Origin of the sequence: Streptomyces sp. NBC_01006, from assembly GCF_045162725.1 — a bacterium.
GTDB lineage: Bacteria > Actinomycetota > Actinomycetes > Streptomycetales > Streptomycetaceae > Streptomyces.
In genome coordinates this window covers 2,135,901-2,152,023 of the sequence record NZ_CP108700.1, presented here as the reverse complement: position 1 = coordinate 2,152,023, position 16,123 = coordinate 2,135,901, and the positions used below count along the sequence as shown (strand labels likewise).

The 16,123-nt window shown below is 73.3% G+C and carries 15 protein-coding genes and 1 pseudogene; 9 read left to right on the top strand and 7 right to left on the bottom strand.

Annotated features, from left to right (window positions below; genetic code table 11):
* Positions 1 to 57: 57 nt before the first annotated feature.
* The 3 genes from OG509_RS09750 to OG509_RS09740 form a co-directional block, all read right to left on the bottom strand.
* The gene (locus OG509_RS09750) at positions 58 to 774 is read right to left on the bottom strand and encodes a DNA polymerase beta superfamily protein (protein ID WP_406181749.1); all 717 of its coding nucleotides are present in this window, start codon (positions 772 to 774) and stop codon (positions 58 to 60) included.
* A gap of 28 nt (positions 775 to 802) precedes the next feature.
* Positions 803 to 1,285 (bottom strand): Rieske (2Fe-2S) protein, encoded by a 483-nt coding sequence (locus OG509_RS09745; RefSeq protein WP_406181747.1) that lies wholly within the window; start codon positions 1,283 to 1,285, stop codon positions 803 to 805.
* An 88-nt stretch (positions 1,286 to 1,373) separates the two neighbouring features.
* Positions 1,374 to 1,715, bottom strand: coding sequence for a DUF952 domain-containing protein (locus tag OG509_RS09740; protein WP_406181745.1), 342 nt, complete (start codon positions 1,713 to 1,715; stop codon positions 1,374 to 1,376).
* An 89-nt stretch (positions 1,716 to 1,804) separates the two neighbouring features.
* Between OG509_RS09740 and OG509_RS09735 the strand changes: the two are divergent.
* The 5 genes and pseudogenes from OG509_RS09735 to der all read left to right on the top strand — a co-directional run.
* Positions 1,805 to 2,269, top strand: a pseudogene (locus OG509_RS09735) (YidB family protein); the annotation flags it as partial.
* Positions 2,270 to 2,406: 137 nt separating this feature from the next.
* Complete coding sequence (locus OG509_RS09730) at positions 2,407 to 3,495, top strand: prephenate dehydrogenase (RefSeq protein ID WP_406181743.1); 1,089 nt, start codon at positions 2,407 to 2,409, stop codon at positions 3,493 to 3,495.
* A 116-nt stretch (positions 3,496 to 3,611) separates the two neighbouring features.
* Positions 3,612 to 4,304, top strand: a complete 693-nt coding sequence (gene cmk / locus OG509_RS09725) for a (d)CMP kinase (RefSeq protein ID WP_406181741.1) — start codon at positions 3,612 to 3,614, stop codon at positions 4,302 to 4,304.
* A 56-nt stretch (positions 4,305 to 4,360) separates the two neighbouring features.
* The gene (locus OG509_RS09720) at positions 4,361 to 4,948 is read left to right on the top strand and encodes a lysophospholipid acyltransferase family protein (RefSeq protein ID WP_385590127.1); all 588 of its coding nucleotides are present in this window, start codon (positions 4,361 to 4,363) and stop codon (positions 4,946 to 4,948) included.
* Between the two features lie 75 nt (positions 4,949 to 5,023).
* A complete protein-coding gene (der, locus tag OG509_RS09715) occupies positions 5,024 to 6,484 on the top strand; it encodes a ribosome biogenesis GTPase Der (RefSeq protein ID WP_406181739.1) in 1,461 nt (486 codons plus the stop codon).
* 44 nt (positions 6,485 to 6,528) lie between these two features.
* On the opposite strand, the gene OG509_RS09710 is transcribed toward der, so the two are convergent.
* On the bottom strand, positions 6,529 to 6,957 hold the full coding sequence (locus OG509_RS09710; RefSeq protein ID WP_406181737.1) for a hypothetical protein: 429 nt from the start codon (positions 6,955 to 6,957) through the stop codon (positions 6,529 to 6,531).
* Positions 6,958 to 7,169: 212 nt separating this feature from the next.
* A complete protein-coding gene (locus OG509_RS09705; protein ID WP_406181735.1) occupies positions 7,170 to 7,967 on the bottom strand; it encodes a hypothetical protein in 798 nt (265 codons plus the stop codon).
* Positions 7,968 to 8,269: 302 nt separating this feature from the next.
* On the opposite strand from OG509_RS09705, the gene OG509_RS09700 reads away from it, so the two are divergent.
* Together OG509_RS09700 and OG509_RS09695 are read left to right on the top strand one after the other, a co-directional pair.
* Entirely contained in the window at positions 8,270 to 9,040 is a 771-nt protein-coding gene (locus tag OG509_RS09700; RefSeq protein ID WP_406181733.1) for a transglycosylase family protein, read from the top strand.
* Positions 9,041 to 9,101: 61 nt separating this feature from the next.
* Positions 9,102 to 10,067, top strand: coding sequence for a helix-turn-helix transcriptional regulator (locus OG509_RS09695; RefSeq protein ID WP_406181732.1), 966 nt, complete (start codon positions 9,102 to 9,104; stop codon positions 10,065 to 10,067).
* 353 nt (positions 10,068 to 10,420) lie between these two features.
* On the opposite strand, the gene OG509_RS09690 is transcribed toward OG509_RS09695, so the two are convergent.
* Both OG509_RS09690 and OG509_RS09685 read right to left on the bottom strand, forming a co-directional pair.
* On the bottom strand, positions 10,421 to 11,518 hold the full coding sequence (locus OG509_RS09690; protein WP_406181730.1) for a phosphatase PAP2 family protein: 1,098 nt from the start codon (positions 11,516 to 11,518) through the stop codon (positions 10,421 to 10,423).
* Between the two features lie 238 nt (positions 11,519 to 11,756).
* Positions 11,757 to 12,872 (bottom strand): hypothetical protein, encoded by a 1,116-nt coding sequence (locus OG509_RS09685; protein ID WP_406181728.1) that lies wholly within the window; start codon positions 12,870 to 12,872, stop codon positions 11,757 to 11,759.
* 292 nt (positions 12,873 to 13,164) lie between these two features.
* Here OG509_RS09685 and OG509_RS09680 point away from each other — a divergent pair, with 292 nt between their 5' ends.
* Entirely contained in the window at positions 13,165 to 14,853 is a 1,689-nt protein-coding gene (locus tag OG509_RS09680) for an MFS transporter (protein ID WP_406181726.1), read from the top strand.
* A gap of 96 nt (positions 14,854 to 14,949) precedes the next feature.
* The gene (locus OG509_RS09675; RefSeq protein ID WP_406181724.1) at positions 14,950 to 16,119 is read left to right on the top strand and encodes an acyl-CoA dehydrogenase family protein; all 1,170 of its coding nucleotides are present in this window, start codon (positions 14,950 to 14,952) and stop codon (positions 16,117 to 16,119) included.
* Positions 16,120 to 16,123: the final 4 nt, after the last annotated feature.

Below are 16,123 nucleotides of genomic sequence, written 5' to 3'. Positions count from 1 at the left end.
CCCCGTATCGGGAGGGGACGGGGGCCATCCCCATGTGGGCGTCGGTCCGGCCCGCTGCTACGGGTGTGCCTCTGCGAGGGCCGAGGCGCGGCGGGTGTGGAGGAGGAAGGCGGCCACTCGGGCGTGGTCCGGGGCCGGGGGGAGGGGGGTGGTGGTCAGGGCCGTGTCCGCCTCTTCGTGGAGGCGGGTCATCCAGGTGTCCGTCTCCGGCCAGGTGAGTTCGCCGCGCCTGACCGCGAGCAGGCGGTCGCGGTGCTCGGTGGCGTCGATCGTCAGGCGGCCCGTGCGCAGCAGGTCGCGGCAGGACAGGAGCAGGCGCAGCAGGTGCATGGCGTGCTTCCAGCGCGGCGCGCCGTGGATGCGCACGTCCGCGACGAGCTTGGCGTGCTGGGACATCGCGTACCGGGTGAAAGTGGCGTGCGCCCGGCGGGACAGGAAGGCCTCCCGGAGGGAGAGGAGTTCCTCGCCCAGCGGGGTCAGCCGTTCCACCAGCGGGGAGTGCAGGCACTCCAGGATGTTCGGGTTGGCGCGCAGGGCGAGTTCGCAGAAGCGCTCCAGCTCCCAGGAGAACTCTTCCTCCCGCGGGCCCTCCACATGCGTCGGCGGCTTCTCGAAGCGCCAGAAGAGCGGCGTCGGGGCGAGGTAGACGCCGCGCCGGTCGGTGTCGCTCGCCTCCGTCGCCAGGCCGAACGCCCGGGAGCCCATCACGCACGCGTAGATCGTGTGGTCGCGTACGAGGGCGAGGGCTTCCGGGGGCGTGGTCGGCTGGTTCATCCCGGGAGCCTAGGCCGGGGCGGCCGGGCTACGCGAGCGAGATATCCCCGTCCGGGGCCACCGTGATCTGCTTCTCCGCCAGGGGGCGGGTCGCCGGGCCGTGGGCCACCGCGCCGTCCGTGATCTGGAACTTGCTGCCGTGGCAGGGGCAGTCGATGGTGCCGGCCTCCACCTTGGACACGATGCAGCCCTGGTGCGTGCACACGGCCGTGAAGCAGCGGAAGGACCCGGCCGTGGGCTGGGTGACCACCAGCTTCTCCTCCTTGAGGATCGTGCCGCCGCCCACCGGCACCGCAGAGGATTTGAGCAGCGCCTTGCCCGTTCCCGTGGAGGAAGAGGAGGAAGGCGAAGCGGAAGGCGTGGCCGCCGCCTCCGGGGTCGAGGGGCTGCCGGGCTCGCTCTTCGGGCTCTTGTCCTCGCCGCCGCACGCGGTGAGCGTGCCGCCGGCCAGCGCGACGGCTGCTCCTGCCGCCAGTACCGTACGGCGTGCTGTCGGCGTGGGGTCGCTCATGGGGTGCTCCTCGATCGGGTCGCTCCGGGATGGCGAGCAGCATCCTGGCGTGTCGGGGGCCCCAGGAGAAGCCCCCGCGCCGCCCGGTTCAGGAGCCCGGCTCCCACGGGGCCAGTTCCGCCGGGCCGCCGGGCGTGCGCACGACCTCCCAGACGCGGACCACGGCCGCCCGGTCCAACGGGCCGTGGACGTGCGGGTAGCGGCCGCCCGATTCACCCTCGCGGCGGACCTCCGAGGTCAGGGCACGCTCGTCGAGCTCGACGGCCAGCAGCGGACCCGGTACGTCGCGGTAGTGCGCGTCCGCGATCGCGAGCACCGTCGGGCGGTCCGCAGAACAGTGCACGAAGCCCTCCGAGTCGAGCGAGGAGGGGGCGTACGGAAGCTCGGGCGAGGCGGTCCAGTCGGCGAGCGGCACGATGTGGAAGATCATGTCGATCGTTCTACCGCAGGGGCTGCCGAACGCTTGCACCAAGTGGCGGAATGGGGTGGATCGGGTGACATTGTCCGTGTCCCGAACCCTCTCGAAAGGCATGGACGATGGCGGGTAACGACCTCGGCTCCCTTCTGGGCAGCCTCCTCGGAGGCGGCAGCGGCGGCCAGGCGGCCGGTGGCGGCGGAAGCAACATCCTCGGCGCGCTGCTCGGTGCCCTCATGGGCGGCGGCGGTGCGGGCGGGGCCCAGGCGGCCGGAGGCGGGAACAACCCGCTCGGCGGGCTGATGGACATGCTCAGCAAGTCCGGTCTCGCCGACCAGGCTCAGTCCTGGATCGGTACGGGCGACAACAAGCCGGTCAGCGGTGCCCAGATCGCCGAGGCGCTGCCGGACGACACCCTGCAGAAGGTCGCCGAGCAGGCGGGAGTCAGCCCGCAGGAGGCCGCCGACCAGATCGCGGAGTCGCTGCCGAAGGCCGTCGACAAGCTGAGCCCGGCCGGCTCGATCCCGAGCGGGTCGCTGGAGGACATCATCCGCCAGCAGAACCTCTAGCGCGCCCGCGCCCGTCGCAGCGCCGTGGGTCCGGCCGCCGTCCCACATGACGGGCTGCCGGGCCCTCTTGGCGTGTGCGCTGGCTACTCTGGCCCTGACTCGCCGCTACTCGTCAACCGCATCCCTGGAGCGCCCCCGTGAGAACCGCCGTCGTCATCGGAACCGGACTGATCGGCACCTCCGCGGCGCTCGCCCTGACCGCCCGCGGGATCACCGTCCACCTCGCCGACCACGATCCGGCCCAGGCCCGTACGGCCGCCGCCCTCGGGGCCGGCACCGACGAGGCCCCCGAGGGCCAGGTCGACCTCGCGATCGTCGCCGTACCGCCGGCCCACGTGGCGGCGTCGCTGGCCGAGGCGATCGGCCGCGGCGTGGCCCGGGCGTACGTGGACGTGGCCAGCGTCAAGGGCGGCCCGCGCCGGGAGCTCGCGGCCCTCGGCGTGGACGTCACGGCGTACATCGGGACCCACCCGATGGCCGGCAAGGAGCGGTCGGGCCCGCTCGCCGCGACCGCCGACCTCTTCGAGGGCCGGCCCTGGGTGCTGACCCCGGCCCGGGACACCGACCACGAGGTGCTCAACCTGGCGCTCGAACTGGTGGCCCTGTGCAAGGCCGTACCGGTGGTCATGGACGCCGACGCGCACGACCGGGCGGTGGCGCTGGTCTCGCACACCCCGCAGCTGGTGTCCAGCATGGTCGCGGCGCGCCTGGAGGAGGCCGACGAGACGGCGGTGCGGCTGTGCGGCCAGGGGATCCGGGACGTGACGCGGATCGCCGCCTCCGATCCGCGGATGTGGGTGGAGATCCTCTCGGCGAACCCCGGCCCGGTGGCCGACGTCCTCGCCGGGATCGCCTCCGACCTGGAGGCCACGGTCGACGCGCTGCGCGGGCTCCAGTCGGCGGACGTCGAGAAGCGGCGCGGCGGCGCGGCCGGCATCGAGGACGTCCTGAAGCGGGGCAACGCGGGCCGGGTCCGGGTACCGGGCAAGCACGGCGCGGCGCCCATGGCGTACGAGACGGTCGCCGTGCTGATCAGCGACCAGCCGGGCGAGCTCGCGCGGATCTTCGCCGACGCCGGGCGGGCCGGGGTCAACATCGAGGACGTGCGGATCGAGCACGCCACGGGCCAGCAGGCCGGTCTGGTCCAGCTCATGGTCGACCCGAGGGCGGCCGCATCCCTCACCGCGGAACTGCGCGAACGCGGCTGGGCGCTGCGCCAGCAGTAGCCGCTCGGCCCTCCTCCCCGGTACTGGGCGGCGCCCGTGCCCGGGGCCGGTAACCTTGGAGAGGGGCGCTTTGGCGCGCCCGGACACGTACGCGCAACCAGGAAGGTGCCCGCACCGTGGAAACCGCAGCTCCGTCCGCCGTGATCGTCGCCATCGACGGTCCCTCCGGCACGGGCAAGTCCAGCACCTCCAAGGCCGTGGCCGCCAAGCTCGGGCTGCGCTACCTGGACACCGGTGCCCAGTACCGGGCCATCACCTGGTGGATGGTCACCAACGGGATCGACACCGACGACCCCCACGCCATCGCCGTGGCCGCCGGCAAGCCCGGCATCGTCTCCGGTACGGACCCGGCCGCGCCCACCATCACGGTCGACGGCGTGGACGCCTCCGGCCCGATCCGCACCCAGGAGGTCACCTCCAAGGTCAGCGCCGTCAGCGCCGTCCCCGAGGTGCGCACCCTGATCACCGAGCTCCAGCGCTCCATCGCCGCGTCGGCCGAGGGCGGGATCGTCGTCGAGGGGCGGGACATCGGCACCACCGTCCTGCCCGACGCCGACCTCAAGATCTTCCTGACCGCGTCCCCCGAGGCCCGCGCCGCGCGCCGCAGCGGTGAGCTGCGCGGCAAGGAGGCCACGGACCTCGCGGCCACCAAGGAAGCCCTGATCAAGCGCGACGCCGCCGACTCGGGCCGCAAGACCTCCCCGCTGGCCAAGGCCGACGACGCCGTAGAGGTCGACACCACCGAGCTCACGCTCGACCAGGTGATCGAGTGCGTCGTGACCCTCGTCGAAGAGCGGCGCAGCAAGTGAGTGGAACGCCCTCCCTCAAGGGTGCGGCGCTCGGCCGGCGGATCGGCATCGGCCTCATGTACGGGCTGTGGAAGCCGCGCGTGCTGGGTGCCTGGCGCGTGCCCGCCTCAGGGCCTGTCATCCTTGCCGTGAATCACGCGCACAACATCGACGGGCCGATGGTCATGGGCACCGCCCCGCGGCCGCTGCACTTCCTCATCAAGAAGGAGGCGTACGTCGGCCCGCTCGGCCCGTTCCTGGACGGGATCGGCCAGGTCAAGGTCGACCGTACGGGCGCGGACCGGGGCGCGATCGGCAAGGCGCTCGCGGTGCTCGACAACGGCGGAGCCCTGGGGATCTTCCCCGAGGGCACCCGCGGCGAGGGCGACTTCGCCTCGCTGCGCGCCGGGCTCGCGTACTTCGCGGTACGCAGCGGCGCCCCCGTCGTGCCGGTCGCCGTGCTCGGCAGCACCGAGCGCCAGGGGCGGCTGGTCCGCGGACTGCCGCCGTTCAAGAGCCGGGTCGACGTCGTCTTCGGCTCCGCCTTCGACGCGGGCGACGGCACCGGCCGCCGTACCCGTACGGCCCTGGACGAGGCCACCGTACGCATCCAGAGCAGGCTGACCGCCCACCTGGCCGACGCCAAGCGCCTGACCGGGCGCTGAGCGAGACTTGACCTAGTAGTGGAACCGCGCTGCGCGGGCACCACCGACCACCACGAACGACGAGGAACGGACTTCATGAACGACCAGCACGACCACGGAGCGCTTGGCGATGCCGAGTACGCGGAGTTCATGGAGCTCGCCGCGGAGGAAGGCTTCGACGTAGACGACGTCGAGGGTGCGATCGCGGAGGCGGGCCACGGGCCGCTGCCCGTGCTCGCCGTCGTCGGCCGCCCGAACGTCGGCAAGTCGACCCTGGTGAACCGCATCATCGGCCGCCGCGAGGCGGTCGTCGAGGACAAGCCCGGCGTCACCCGCGACCGCGTCACGTACGAGGCCGAGTGGGCCGGCCGCCGGTTCAAGGTCGTCGACACCGGCGGCTGGGAGCAGGACGTCCTCGGCATCGACGCCGCCGTCGCCGCCCAGGCCGAGTACGCCATCGAGACCGCCGACGCGGTCGTCTTCGTCGTCGACGCCAAGGTCGGCGCCACCGACAGCGACGAGGCCGTCGTCAAGCTGCTGCGCCGGGCCGGCAAGCCCGTCGTCCTGTGCGCGAACAAGGTCGACGGCCAGAGCGGCGAGTCCGACGCCGCCTCCCTGTGGTCCCTGGGCCTCGGCCAGCCGCACCCGGTCTCCTCGCTGCACGGCCGCGGTACGGGCGACATGCTCGACGCCGTCCTGGAGGCGCTGCCCGAGGCGCCCGAGCAGACCTTCGGCACCGCCACGGTCGGCGGCCCCCGGCGCATCGCCCTCATCGGCCGCCCGAACGTCGGCAAGTCCTCGCTGCTCAACAAGGTCGCGAAGGAGGACCGGGTCGTCGTCAACGAGCTCGCCGGCACCACCCGCGACCCGGTCGACGAGCTGATCGAGCTCGGCGGCATCACCTGGAAGTTCGTGGACACCGCGGGCATCCGCAAGAAGGTGCACCTCCAGCAGGGTGCCGACTACTACGCCTCCCTGCGCACGGCCGCCGCCGTCGAGAAGGCGGAGGTCGCGGTCATCCTGATCGACACCACCGAGACGATCAGCGTCCAGGACCAGCGCATCATCACCATGGCCGTCGAGGCCGGGCGCGCGATCGTGATCGCGTACAACAAGTGGGACGAGCTCGACGAGGAGCGCCGCTACTACCTCGAACGCGAGATCGAGACCGAGATGCAGCAGGTCGCCTGGGCGCCCCGGGTGAACGTCTCGGCGCTCACCGGCCGCCACATGGAGAAGCTGGTCCCGGCGATCGAGACGGCCCTCGCGGGCTGGGAGACGCGCGTCCCGACCGGCCGGCTGAACGCCTTCCTCGGCGAGGTCGTCGCGGCCCACCCGCACCCGATCCGCGGCGGCAAGCAGCCCCGCATCCTGTTCGGCACCCAGGCGGGGAGCAAGCCGCCGCGGTTCGTCCTCTTCGCCTCCGGCTTCCTGGAGCACGGCTACCGGCGCTTCATCGAGCGCCGCCTGCGCGAGGAGTTCGGCTTCGAGGGGACCCCGATCCACATCTCCGTGCGGGTGCGCGAGAAGCGCGGCGCGCAGTACAAGAAGAAGTAAGAAGCAGGGCCGGGAAGAAGTACGCGACGAGCGTCGGTCCGGGGTCAGTAGCCCCGGCGCGGAGCGGGCGGCAGGGCCGCCGGGATGTGGTGCATCCCGGTGTGGTGCTGCCGCCCGTTCGCGTATCCGGAGCCCGTGGCGCCGTGCTCGCCGCCGCCGGTCGCGGACCCGGCGGACCCGGCGTACGCGTACGAGGGCTGCGGCGCGGGGGCGTACGAGGCCGGCCACGGGTCCGTCTGCCATGCGGAACCGTTCCAGCCGCTCCCGTACGAGCCGCCTCCGTACCCGGAGCCGCCGCCCGCGTACGAGGTGCCGCCCGGGTACGAGAACGCCGTGAACCCGAGGTCCTCCTCGCCCGTACGGTCGCCCGGCAGGGCCCGGAAGGCGCGCAGGTACTCCGAGTACAGCGTGTCGTAGATCGGGGTGTGCGAGACGGCGGCCGGAGCGCTCTCCAGGTCCCTTGCGGGGCGCATCGGGGAGACGGTGCTCGCGTGGGCAGGGGCGCGGGAGGGGTCGTATGAATGCACGTATCAGCCAACGAACCCGGGGCCCTGCGGATGCGGGCCAGAAGCAGAAAACGCAGATCGCCGGGGGTGCGCGGGATGGACCGCGTACCCCCGGCGCATACCGCGCCGCCCCTCGCCGGGGGCGGCGCGGCGGTCCGGGATCCCTGCCGGCGCCGGGTTCAGACGCCGGAGGTGCCCGCCAGCGGCATCGAGGCCGCCACGAGCTTGCCGCCGGCGGCGGCCTTGTCCAGAGCGTCGCGGAGCAGGTCCTCGCGGGGCTGCTGGCCGATGGAGCCGACCGGGGCGGCGTAGATGAGCACGCGCTGGGTCTTGTTGACGGCGGCCCGCCAGCCGTCGGTGACCGAGAGGGCCTGGTGCGCCTGCCACCAGGCGATCTGGCCGCCGCCCTCGCCGCCGGGCTGGAGCACGGCGTGCAGCTGGCCTGCGGCGAGCAGCACCGACCAGCCGGCGAGCGGGGAGGGCAGCTCGGCGGTGTCGGTGACCGGGATGAACCCCTGCTCGATGAGGAGCGGCAGGAAGTCGTCGCCGGGGCCGGCGGTGCCGGGGCGGGCGATCGGCGCGGTCGGCTCGACCACGAGCGCGGGGTGCAGCTCGCCGCCGATCAGGACCAGGCCGCTGGTGATGCCGAGGACGGCCTGGCCGCCGGGCACGTTCTGCGGGGACTGGACGCCGGCGGGGCTGTCGCCGGTGATGCTGCGGACGGCGCCCTGGAGCTGCTCCTCGGAGACGGTCACCACCTGCGAGGGGATGCAGCCGGCGTGGGCGAAGGCGAGGACGGCCGTCTCCTCGCCGACGAACAGCACCGTGCTGGTGCGGTCGGTCTCGGGGTCCCCGGGGGTGCGGCAGGAGGTGCAGTCGTAGCTGCGCGGTGCGTCGTCGCCGGTGAGCAGCCTCTCGGCTTCTTCGTCACCGATCTCGGCACGTACCTCATCACTGACGTCGAGCATGCGGGGCACGGGCTGGCTCCTCGGACTAGGCGAGCGTGGGCGGCCGGGCGGTTCCCGGCTCGCCGGGCTCAACGGCCGAGTGGCGGCCGGGGTCACGCCGTCGGAGGGAACGGAATCGAACCTGGCCCCCGGAGGGGTGAACGGTCGGACCGGTGGTTTGTTTTCATGCCAACTCTTTTCTGCATGTGCGCAGTTGGTGGTCGGAACTGGCCGTTTCCGGCGGAGGTGGCGGCTGCGCCGACCGGGTGGGCTGCGGTACCTGCCGCGTGGCAGGGCGGGGCGGGCGCCGCGGCTCTGCGTAGCGTGACGCGATGCCCGACCTCCGGATCCGGCGGGCGGCCCCGGCGGCCGCTGCCGCCGCCGCTGCCGCGCTGGCTCTCGTCCTCGTACTCCCTTCGGGGGCCGGCGCGGCCCCGCCGCCCCCCGCGCCCGGGCCCGCGGGGGCGGCCCACCCCGGCTCGCCGGGCATCATCGGGACCGGCCCGGGGGACTGCGGCCCCGGCGGGCAGTGGCCCTGGGACTGCGTGGCCGACTGCGAGAGCAGCGGGCGCTGGGCGGTCAACACCGGCAACGGCTTCTACGGGGGGCTGCAGTTCTGGCAGCCGACGTGGGAGGAGTACGGGGGGAAGGTCTTCGCGGCGCGGGCCGATCTGGCGAGCCGCGAGCAGCAGATCCGGGTGGCGGAGGACGTGGTGGGGTTACAGGGATGGGACGCGTGGCCGGTGTGCTCGAAGCGGTACGGGCTGGCGGGGCGCATGCACGTGGTCCGGACCGGGGACACGCTGGAGAAGATCGCCCGGCGGTACCGGGTGAAGGGCGGCTGGCAGGCGCTGTACGAGGCGAACCGCGCGGTGATCGGCACGAAGCCGCAGGCGCTGGTGGTCGGCACGCTGCTGGCCCTGCCGCCGGTGCCACCGGTTCCGCTTCCGGTTCCGGTCACGGCGCCGGTTCCGGTCACGGCGCCGGTGCCGACACCGGCCCCGGTCCCGACACCGGCCCCGGTCCCGACACCGGCCCCGGTCCCGACCCCGGTTCCGGTCCGGACGGCACCGGCGGCCCCGGTGGCCGTGCCCGCTTCCTGACGGGGGCTCGGCCCGCGGGGGCGATTCGGATGCGGGCCGGGGTACCGGCAGACTGCTCGGCATGCTGGAGACCTCCGCACGACTGCTCCGCCTGCTGTCCCTGTTGCAGGCCCACCGCGAATGGACCGGCGCCGATCTCGCGGAGCGCCTCGGCGTGACCCCGAGGACGGTGCGGCGCGATGTGGACCGGCTCCGGGAGCTCGGCTACCCGGTGAACGCCAGCCCCGGCACCGGCGGCGGCTACCAGCTGGGCGCCGGTGCCGAGCTGCCGCCGCTGCTGCTCGACGACGACGAGGCCGTCGCCGTCGCGGTGGGCCTGCGGACGGCCGCCGGGAACGGCGTCGAGGGGATCGGGGAGGCCTCCGTACGGGCGCTCGCCAAGCTGGAACAGGTACTGCCGGGGCGGCTGCGGCGGCGGGTGTCGGCGCTCAACGAGTTCACCGTGCCGATGCTGCGCGGGCCGGGGCCGGCCACCGTCGACCCCTCCGTGCTGACCGGGCTCGCCGCCGCGTGCCGCGACAGCGAGCGGCTGCGCTTCGACTACCGGGACCACGCGGGCGCCGTCAGCCGCCGCGCGGTGGAGCCGCACCGGCTGGTGTGCACCGAGCGGCGCTGGTACCTGGTCGCCTGGGATCTGGACCGGGAGGACTGGCGGACCTTCCGCGCCGACCGGATCGAGCTCAGACCGCCGCACGGACCGCGGTTCACCCCGCGTCCGGCGCCCGCCGAGGACCTCGCCGCGTACGTGTCGCGCGGCGTGGCGCAGGCCGCGTACGCCGCCAAGGCGGTGCTGAGGCTGAAGATTCCGGCGGAGGCGGCGGCCGGGATCGTGGGGCCGAGCGCCGGGGCTCTGGAGCCGCTCGACGCCGAGAGCTGCCTGCTGCGCACGGGGGCCGTGAACCTCGACGTCCTCGTCATTCACGTCATGCTGCTCGGCTGTGAGTTCGAGGTGCTGGAGCCGCCGGAGCTGACGGACCGGATCAGAGCGGCCCGGGACCTTCTCGGGCGGGCCGTGGAGAAGATGTAAGGAAACCGAGGGGGTTCACCCCGCGGCGCGGGGTGGCCGCGGCAATCCCCGGGGAAATTCCGGGGGTCCCGGACGGAATGCGAAACAGGATGTACGGACGGCTTGTCGCGGGCCGGAAAAAGAATGGAGCGGGGACGCTTTCGCGGTGCTTCGGACGGAGCCGGGCCCGTCAAAGAACTGTCGACATTCCGTGACCCAAGCGTGACCCGGTTCGGACGAACCTCCGGGCGCTGCGCTGACGTTCCGGTCAGGTGCGCTGCGGAAACCACCGAAATGGCCGAGGCGGGCCGGGTGGTGACCCGGCCCGCCTCGGCCATTTCGGTGTGCGGGGTGAGGATGTGCGTACCGCCCCGTCAGCCGCCGGTGGCGGGTCGGGCCGCGGCCCGACCCGCGGGCCGCTCGGTGTGGGCCGGGCGGCGGCTGCCGGCCGGTGTGAGCGGGGTCCGCTCGGAGCGGATCAGGTGCGGCCGGCCGGGGACGTGCGCGGCGGGCCGGGGCACCGGGGCGTGCCCGGGGCCCGCGACGGCCGCCTGCGCGGTCGCCGGGACGGGCACGGCGGCCGGCTCCTGCGGACCGGCGCCACCGGCACCGGCTGCGGCGGCGTCACCGGCGAGCCGGAGCTGCCACTTGCCGCCCGCGGAGAGCAGCGGGGTGAGCGCGGTGGCGACCGGGACGGGCACGGTTCCGGTCTCCAGGCGGCGGCGCAGCCGCTCCCGCAGAGCGAAGACGCGGGCCTCGGCGCCGGCGATCAGCGGCTCGAACCAGGGCAGCGCCAGCATGATCAGCAGACCCGCGGACCAGCCGAGCAGTACGTCGCTGACCCAGTGGGTGCCGAGGTACACGGTGGTGGCGCCGACGCTCAGCGAGACGGTGGCGGACACCACGGACAGCACCCGCCGGGTGACCGTGGTGGAAGCCAGGTAGGCCAGGATTCCCCAGGTCACGACGGCGTTGGCGGTGTGGCCGGAAGGAAATATATCGCCGCCGGCGAAGAGCTCGGCGGAGCCGATCTGCGTGGCGTAGTGCGGGCCGAGCCGGCCGAGGCCGAGCTTGACGGCGCCGACGGTGATGTTGAGCAGGAGCAGCGCCACGCCGAGGGTGATCAGCGGGCGGAGGGTGTGCTGGCGCCAGGAGCGCCAGCCGAGCCATGCGGCGACCATGACCGCGGTGGGTCCGCGCTGGCCCAGGACGACGAGGTAGTCGAGGAAGGCGTGCAGCTGCGGCCACTGCTCGTAGGGCCGGAAGAACATGACCTGCCAGTCCAGGCGGACGAGCCAGGACGTGGTCAGGACGGCCACCACGATCGCGAGGTAGAACGCGAGGGTCGATCCGAGGAGCACGACGCGGTGCCGGCTCATCTGCGGTGTTTGCAGATGAGCCGGTCGCTCTGGTTCCCGGTCCAGCCGGGCGAACACCCGCTCCAGACGGGTCAGGATTTGGTCGGTACGCACTCAATCGACGTTACCGCGCGCCGATGGGCGGCCCGGTCGAATCACGGGCTTTGTGATGACCATGTGATGTGGAGTTGGTCTCACGCGACGCTTAATTCCTGGCATTCAAGCATTAGTTGGAGGCGTCTTGATCCATTGCCCTGGCCATTCTTTCGCATACTTAGCCGCGCTTTATCACCGCAGCTCAATTACTTTGCTGAAAGATGGATCGGAATGATCCATTCCGTTACGCGGCTCCCTACGGCGGCCCCGACCCGTTCAGCCAGAAGGCCCCGTACACCGCCGACGCCAACGCGGCCGCGCCCAGCACCGCGACCGCCCGCCCGGTCCGCCACCGGGCCAGCGCCACCGCCGCCGGCAACAGCAGCGGGAACGCCGGGAGCAGCAGCCGCGGCTTGGATCCGAAGTACCCCGACGCGCACAGGGCCAGCGCGACGACGATCCCGCAGTAGACGAGGAGCGCGGCCGGCTGGCGCTGCCGTACGCACAGCCAGTACAGCCACAGCACCAGCGCGACCCCCGCGATCAGCCCGACCCCGGCGGGCGCGGCGGAGGAGGTCAGCTTCGCCCCGATGAACCGGGCGAACGCCCAGCCGCCGTCGAAGCCGTTGCCCCAGCCGCCCTGCACGTCCAGGTAGCCGAGCAGCCCGCCGCCGGTGCGCGCCCCCACCCACAGGACGTACGCGGCCGCGCCCAGCGGGGCCAGTACCGCCCCCGCCGCCATCCGCCAGGTCCGTTCCCCGCGCCGCCAGGCCAGGGCGGCCGCCACCCAGACCGCCGCCACCACCGCGGCGCCGACCGGGCGGGTCAGCCCCGCCCCCGCCGCGAGCAGGCCGGCCGTCAGCCACCGGCCGCGCAGGGCCCCGTACAGCGCCCAGGCGGCCAGGGCCGTGAACAGCGACTCGCTGTACGCCATGGACTGCACGATCCCCACGGGCAGCGCGGCCCAGACCCCGGCGGCGAACACCCCGGCCCGGCGGCCGTGGAGGAGGTCCGCGACCGCGAAGATCCCCCAGGCCGCGGCGAGCCCGGCCACCACCGAGACCACCAGGCCGGCGCTGCCGTACGACAGCCCGGTCGGCGCTGCGACCAGCCGCTCCAGCCAGGGCAGCAGCGGGAAGAAAGCCAGGTTCGAGTGCACGTCCCCGTTCGGCAGGAGCACCTCGTACCCGTACCCCTCGGCGGCGATGCGGGCGTACCAGAGCGAGTCCCAGCGCGCCGACAGCAGCGTGTGCGGGCTGCTGCCGGCGGCCGCGCACCAGAGCGCGAGCACGGCCAGCCCGAGCAGCCGGACCGCCGCGAAGACGGCCAGGGCGGGCGCGGCCCGGCGAAATCCAAGATCCTTCACGGGCATGATTATCGGTGGCGCCCGTGCGTGCCATCGGCACAGAACCACGGGTCGTGACCGCGCGTGTACGTGGAGGAGGGAAGAGGGGGAGGGCGGGGTGGGGCGAGTGGCGCACACCACACCGCGGTCGCCGCCGCGGTGAGAGCTTGACCACGTGTCGGACAGACGAACTCGCGTACGCTGACGCTTCACTCGCGTGTCGATGCCGGACCCCGTAGGACGCCGCACGGTGCACCAACGCCGTGGCTCCGCAGACGCTGGTCCGCCGAGTGCGAGCGATCATCTGGGAGGTACATGCATGTCGGGGACGAACGCGGCCGCCTTCCGGCTGCGGCTGCGCGCCGCCTCCGGCGGGACCAACCGCTGGCTCGTCCTCGCGGTCCTGTGCGTCAGCCTGGTCCTCGTCGCGCTCGACGCGACGATCCTGCACGTCGCCGTCCCCTCCCTCACCGAGGACCTGCGCCCCGGCTCGACCGAGCTCCTGTGGATCGTCGACGCCTACCCCCTGGTCTGCGCCGCCCTGCTGATCCTCTTCGGCACCCTCGGTGACCGGGTCGGCCGCCGCCGGATACTCCTCCTCGGTTACGGGCTCTTCGGCGCGGCCTCGGCGCTGGCCGCCCTGGCCGACAACGCCCAGGTACTGATCGCCGCCCGCGCGCTGCTCGGCGTCGGCGGCGCGATGATCATGCCCGCCACCCTGTCGATCCTGCGGCAGGTCTTCCCCGACCGGCGCGAGCGGGCCCTCGCCATCGGCATCTGGACCGCCGTCGCCGCCATCGGCGCGGCCAGCGGACCGGTCCTCGGCGGGTTCCTCGTCCAGCACTTCTGGTGGGGCTCGGTCTTCCTCATCAACATCCCGCTCATGGCGCTGATCCTGCCGCTCGGGCGCTGGCTGCTGCCGGAGTCGCGCGGCTCCGCCGACGGGCCGTGGGACGTGATCGGCGCGCTCATGGCCGCCGCCGGCGTGCTGGGCTTCGTCCTCGGGGTCAAGCGGATCGGCGCGGAGCGCCGGCTCCTCGACGCCGAGGCGCTGGTGCCGCTGCTGCTGGGCGCGGCGCTGCTGATCTTCTTCGTACGGCGGCAGAAGCGGCGCACGCACCCGCTGATCGACATGCGGATGTTCTCGCGCGCCGCGTTCTCGACCTCCGTCGGGTGCATCGTGCTCGCCATGCTGGCGCTGGTCGGGCTGGAGCTGATCGCGGTCCAGTACCTGCAGCTGGTGCTGCACCTCAGCCCGCTGGAGACGGGGCTGCGGCTGCTGCCGCTGACCTTCGCGGCCATGGCGGCCGGCGCCACCGGGTCGTACACGCTGGCCCGGATCGGGCCGCGGACGATGGTGTCGCTGGGCTTCGTACTGACGGCGTTCGCCGTGCTGCTGCTGACGTTCATGGGGCAGCACGACCGGCCGGTTCTGCTCACGGTCGGGTTCATCCTGCTCGGCTTCGGGCTGCAGACCACGCTGTTCGCGGCGTACGAGTCGATGCTGAGCGAGGCGCCGGCGGCCACGGCCGGCGGGGCGGCCTCCATAGGCGAGACCTCGTACCAGCTGGGTGCGGGGATGGGCATCGCGCTGCTCGGCAGTGTCATGAACGCGGCTTACGCGCCGGGGCTGACGCACGTGCCGGGGGTGTCGGCGTCGGACGCGGCGGGGGCCGCGAACTCCCTGGGCGAGGCGTACCAGATCGCGGGGGCGCTCGGGGGTGCGGCAGGGGCGTCGCTGTACGCGGCGGCGCGGCATTCGTTCGTGCACGGGCTGCACGTGACGCTGGTGGTCAGCGCCGGGCTGTTGCTGGCGGGGGCCGTGATGGCGCTGAAGCTGCCGCGGGTGATGGAGTGTCCGGACGCCGAAGCGGAGCCGGTCCGCCTCCCCGCCCAGGCGGGCCCCGATGCCGCACGCACCCCGGCTGCGACGCAGGCGAAGGCGAAGGCGCAGACGCCTGCGCCCGCATCGACGCCGGACCGCGACCCGGCCGCCCGCCCGGCCTGACCGCTGCGCGGGCAGGTGGGGGGTGGACCGCGGGCGGTCGCGAGGACAAACTTGCACCGCTAGGTTTCGAACCGCAGGTCCGCACCAGGAGGCGCCGTGCCCTTCGTACCCACCGATCCGCTCGGGATCGACGAGCTCCTCGCGCCCGAGGACCTCGCCATCCGCGACACCGTGCGCGACTGGGCCGCCGAGCGGGTGCTGCCGCACATCGCCGGGTGGTACGAGAGCGGCGAGCTGCCCGGGATCCGGGAGCTGGCGAGGGAGCTCGGGGCGCTCGGAGCACTCGGGATGTCGCTGGAGGGGTACGGCTGCGCCGGGGCCTCCGCCGTGCAGTACGGGCTCGCCTGCCTTGAGCTGGAGGCCGCCGACTCCGGGATCCGGTCCCTCGTCTCGGTGCAGGGCTCGCTCGCCATGTACGCGATCTGGAAGTACGGCTCCGAGGAGCAGAAGCAGCGCTGGCTCCCCGGCATGGCCGCCGGCGAGCTGATCGGCTGCTTCGGGCTGACCGAGCCCGACGTCGGCTCCGACCCGGCCGCCATGCGCACGTACGCGAAGCGCGACGGCACCGACTGGGTGCTGAACGGCCGCAAGATGTGGATCACCAACGGCAGCGTCGCGGCCGTGGCCGTGGTGTGGGCGCAGACCGACGAGGGGATCCGCGGATTCGCGGTCCCCACCGACGCGGCCGGGTTCTCCGCGCCCGAGATCAAGCACAAGTGGTCGCTCCGGGCCTCCGTGACCAGCGAGCTGGTCATGGACGACGTACGGCTGCCCGCGGACGCGGTGCTTCCCGGGGTCACCGGGCTCAAGGGGCCGCTGGGCTGCCTCAGCCACGCGCGGTACGGGATCATCTGGGGGGCCATGGGCGCGGCGCGCGCCAGCTTCGAGACCGCGCTCGACTACGCGAAGACGCGGGAGCAGTTCGGAAAGCCCATCGGCGGCTTCCAGCTCACCCAGGCGAAGCTCGCCGACATGGCGCTGGAACTCCACAAGGGCATCCTGCTCGCCCACCACCTGGGCCGGCGGATGGACGCGGGCACCCTGCGGCCGGAGCAGATCAGTTTCGGCAAGCTCAACAACGTCCGCGAGGCCATCGACATCTGCCGCACCGCGCGGACCATCCTCGGTGCCAACGGGATCTCGCTCGAATACCCCGTCATGCGGCACGCCACGAACCTCGAATCGGTGCTCACCTACGAGGGCACCGTCGAGATGCACCAGTTGGTGCTGGGCAAGGCGCTCACCGGGCTCGACGCCTTCCGGTGAGGGC

Bases quoted from the DNA above. Each gene is read 5' to 3' on its own strand.
- OG509_RS09685 (WP_406181728.1), bottom strand. From the start codon at position 12,872: ATGCCCGTGAAGGATCTTGGATTTCGCCGGGCCGCGCCCGCCCTGGCC.
- OG509_RS09745 (WP_406181747.1), bottom strand. From the start codon at position 1,285: ATGAGCGACCCCACGCCGACAGCACGCCGTACGGTACTGGCGGCAGGA.
- OG509_RS09720 (WP_385590127.1), top strand. From the start codon at position 4,361: ATGTACGGGCTGTGGAAGCCGCGCGTGCTGGGTGCCTGGCGCGTGCCC.
- OG509_RS09710 (WP_406181737.1), bottom strand. From the start codon at position 6,957: ATGCGCCCCGCAAGGGACCTGGAGAGCGCTCCGGCCGCCGTCTCGCAC.
- OG509_RS09680 (WP_406181726.1), top strand. From the start codon at position 13,165: ATGTCGGGGACGAACGCGGCCGCCTTCCGGCTGCGGCTGCGCGCCGCC.
- OG509_RS09740 (WP_406181745.1), bottom strand. From the start codon at position 1,715: ATGATCTTCCACATCGTGCCGCTCGCCGACTGGACCGCCTCGCCCGAG.
- OG509_RS09750 (WP_406181749.1), bottom strand. From the start codon at position 774: ATGAACCAGCCGACCACGCCCCCGGAAGCCCTCGCCCTCGTACGCGAC.
- OG509_RS09700 (WP_406181733.1), top strand. From the start codon at position 8,270: ATGCCCGACCTCCGGATCCGGCGGGCGGCCCCGGCGGCCGCTGCCGCC.
- OG509_RS09695 (WP_406181732.1), top strand. From the start codon at position 9,102: ATGCTGGAGACCTCCGCACGACTGCTCCGCCTGCTGTCCCTGTTGCAG.
- der (WP_406181739.1), top strand. From the start codon at position 5,024: ATGAACGACCAGCACGACCACGGAGCGCTTGGCGATGCCGAGTACGCG.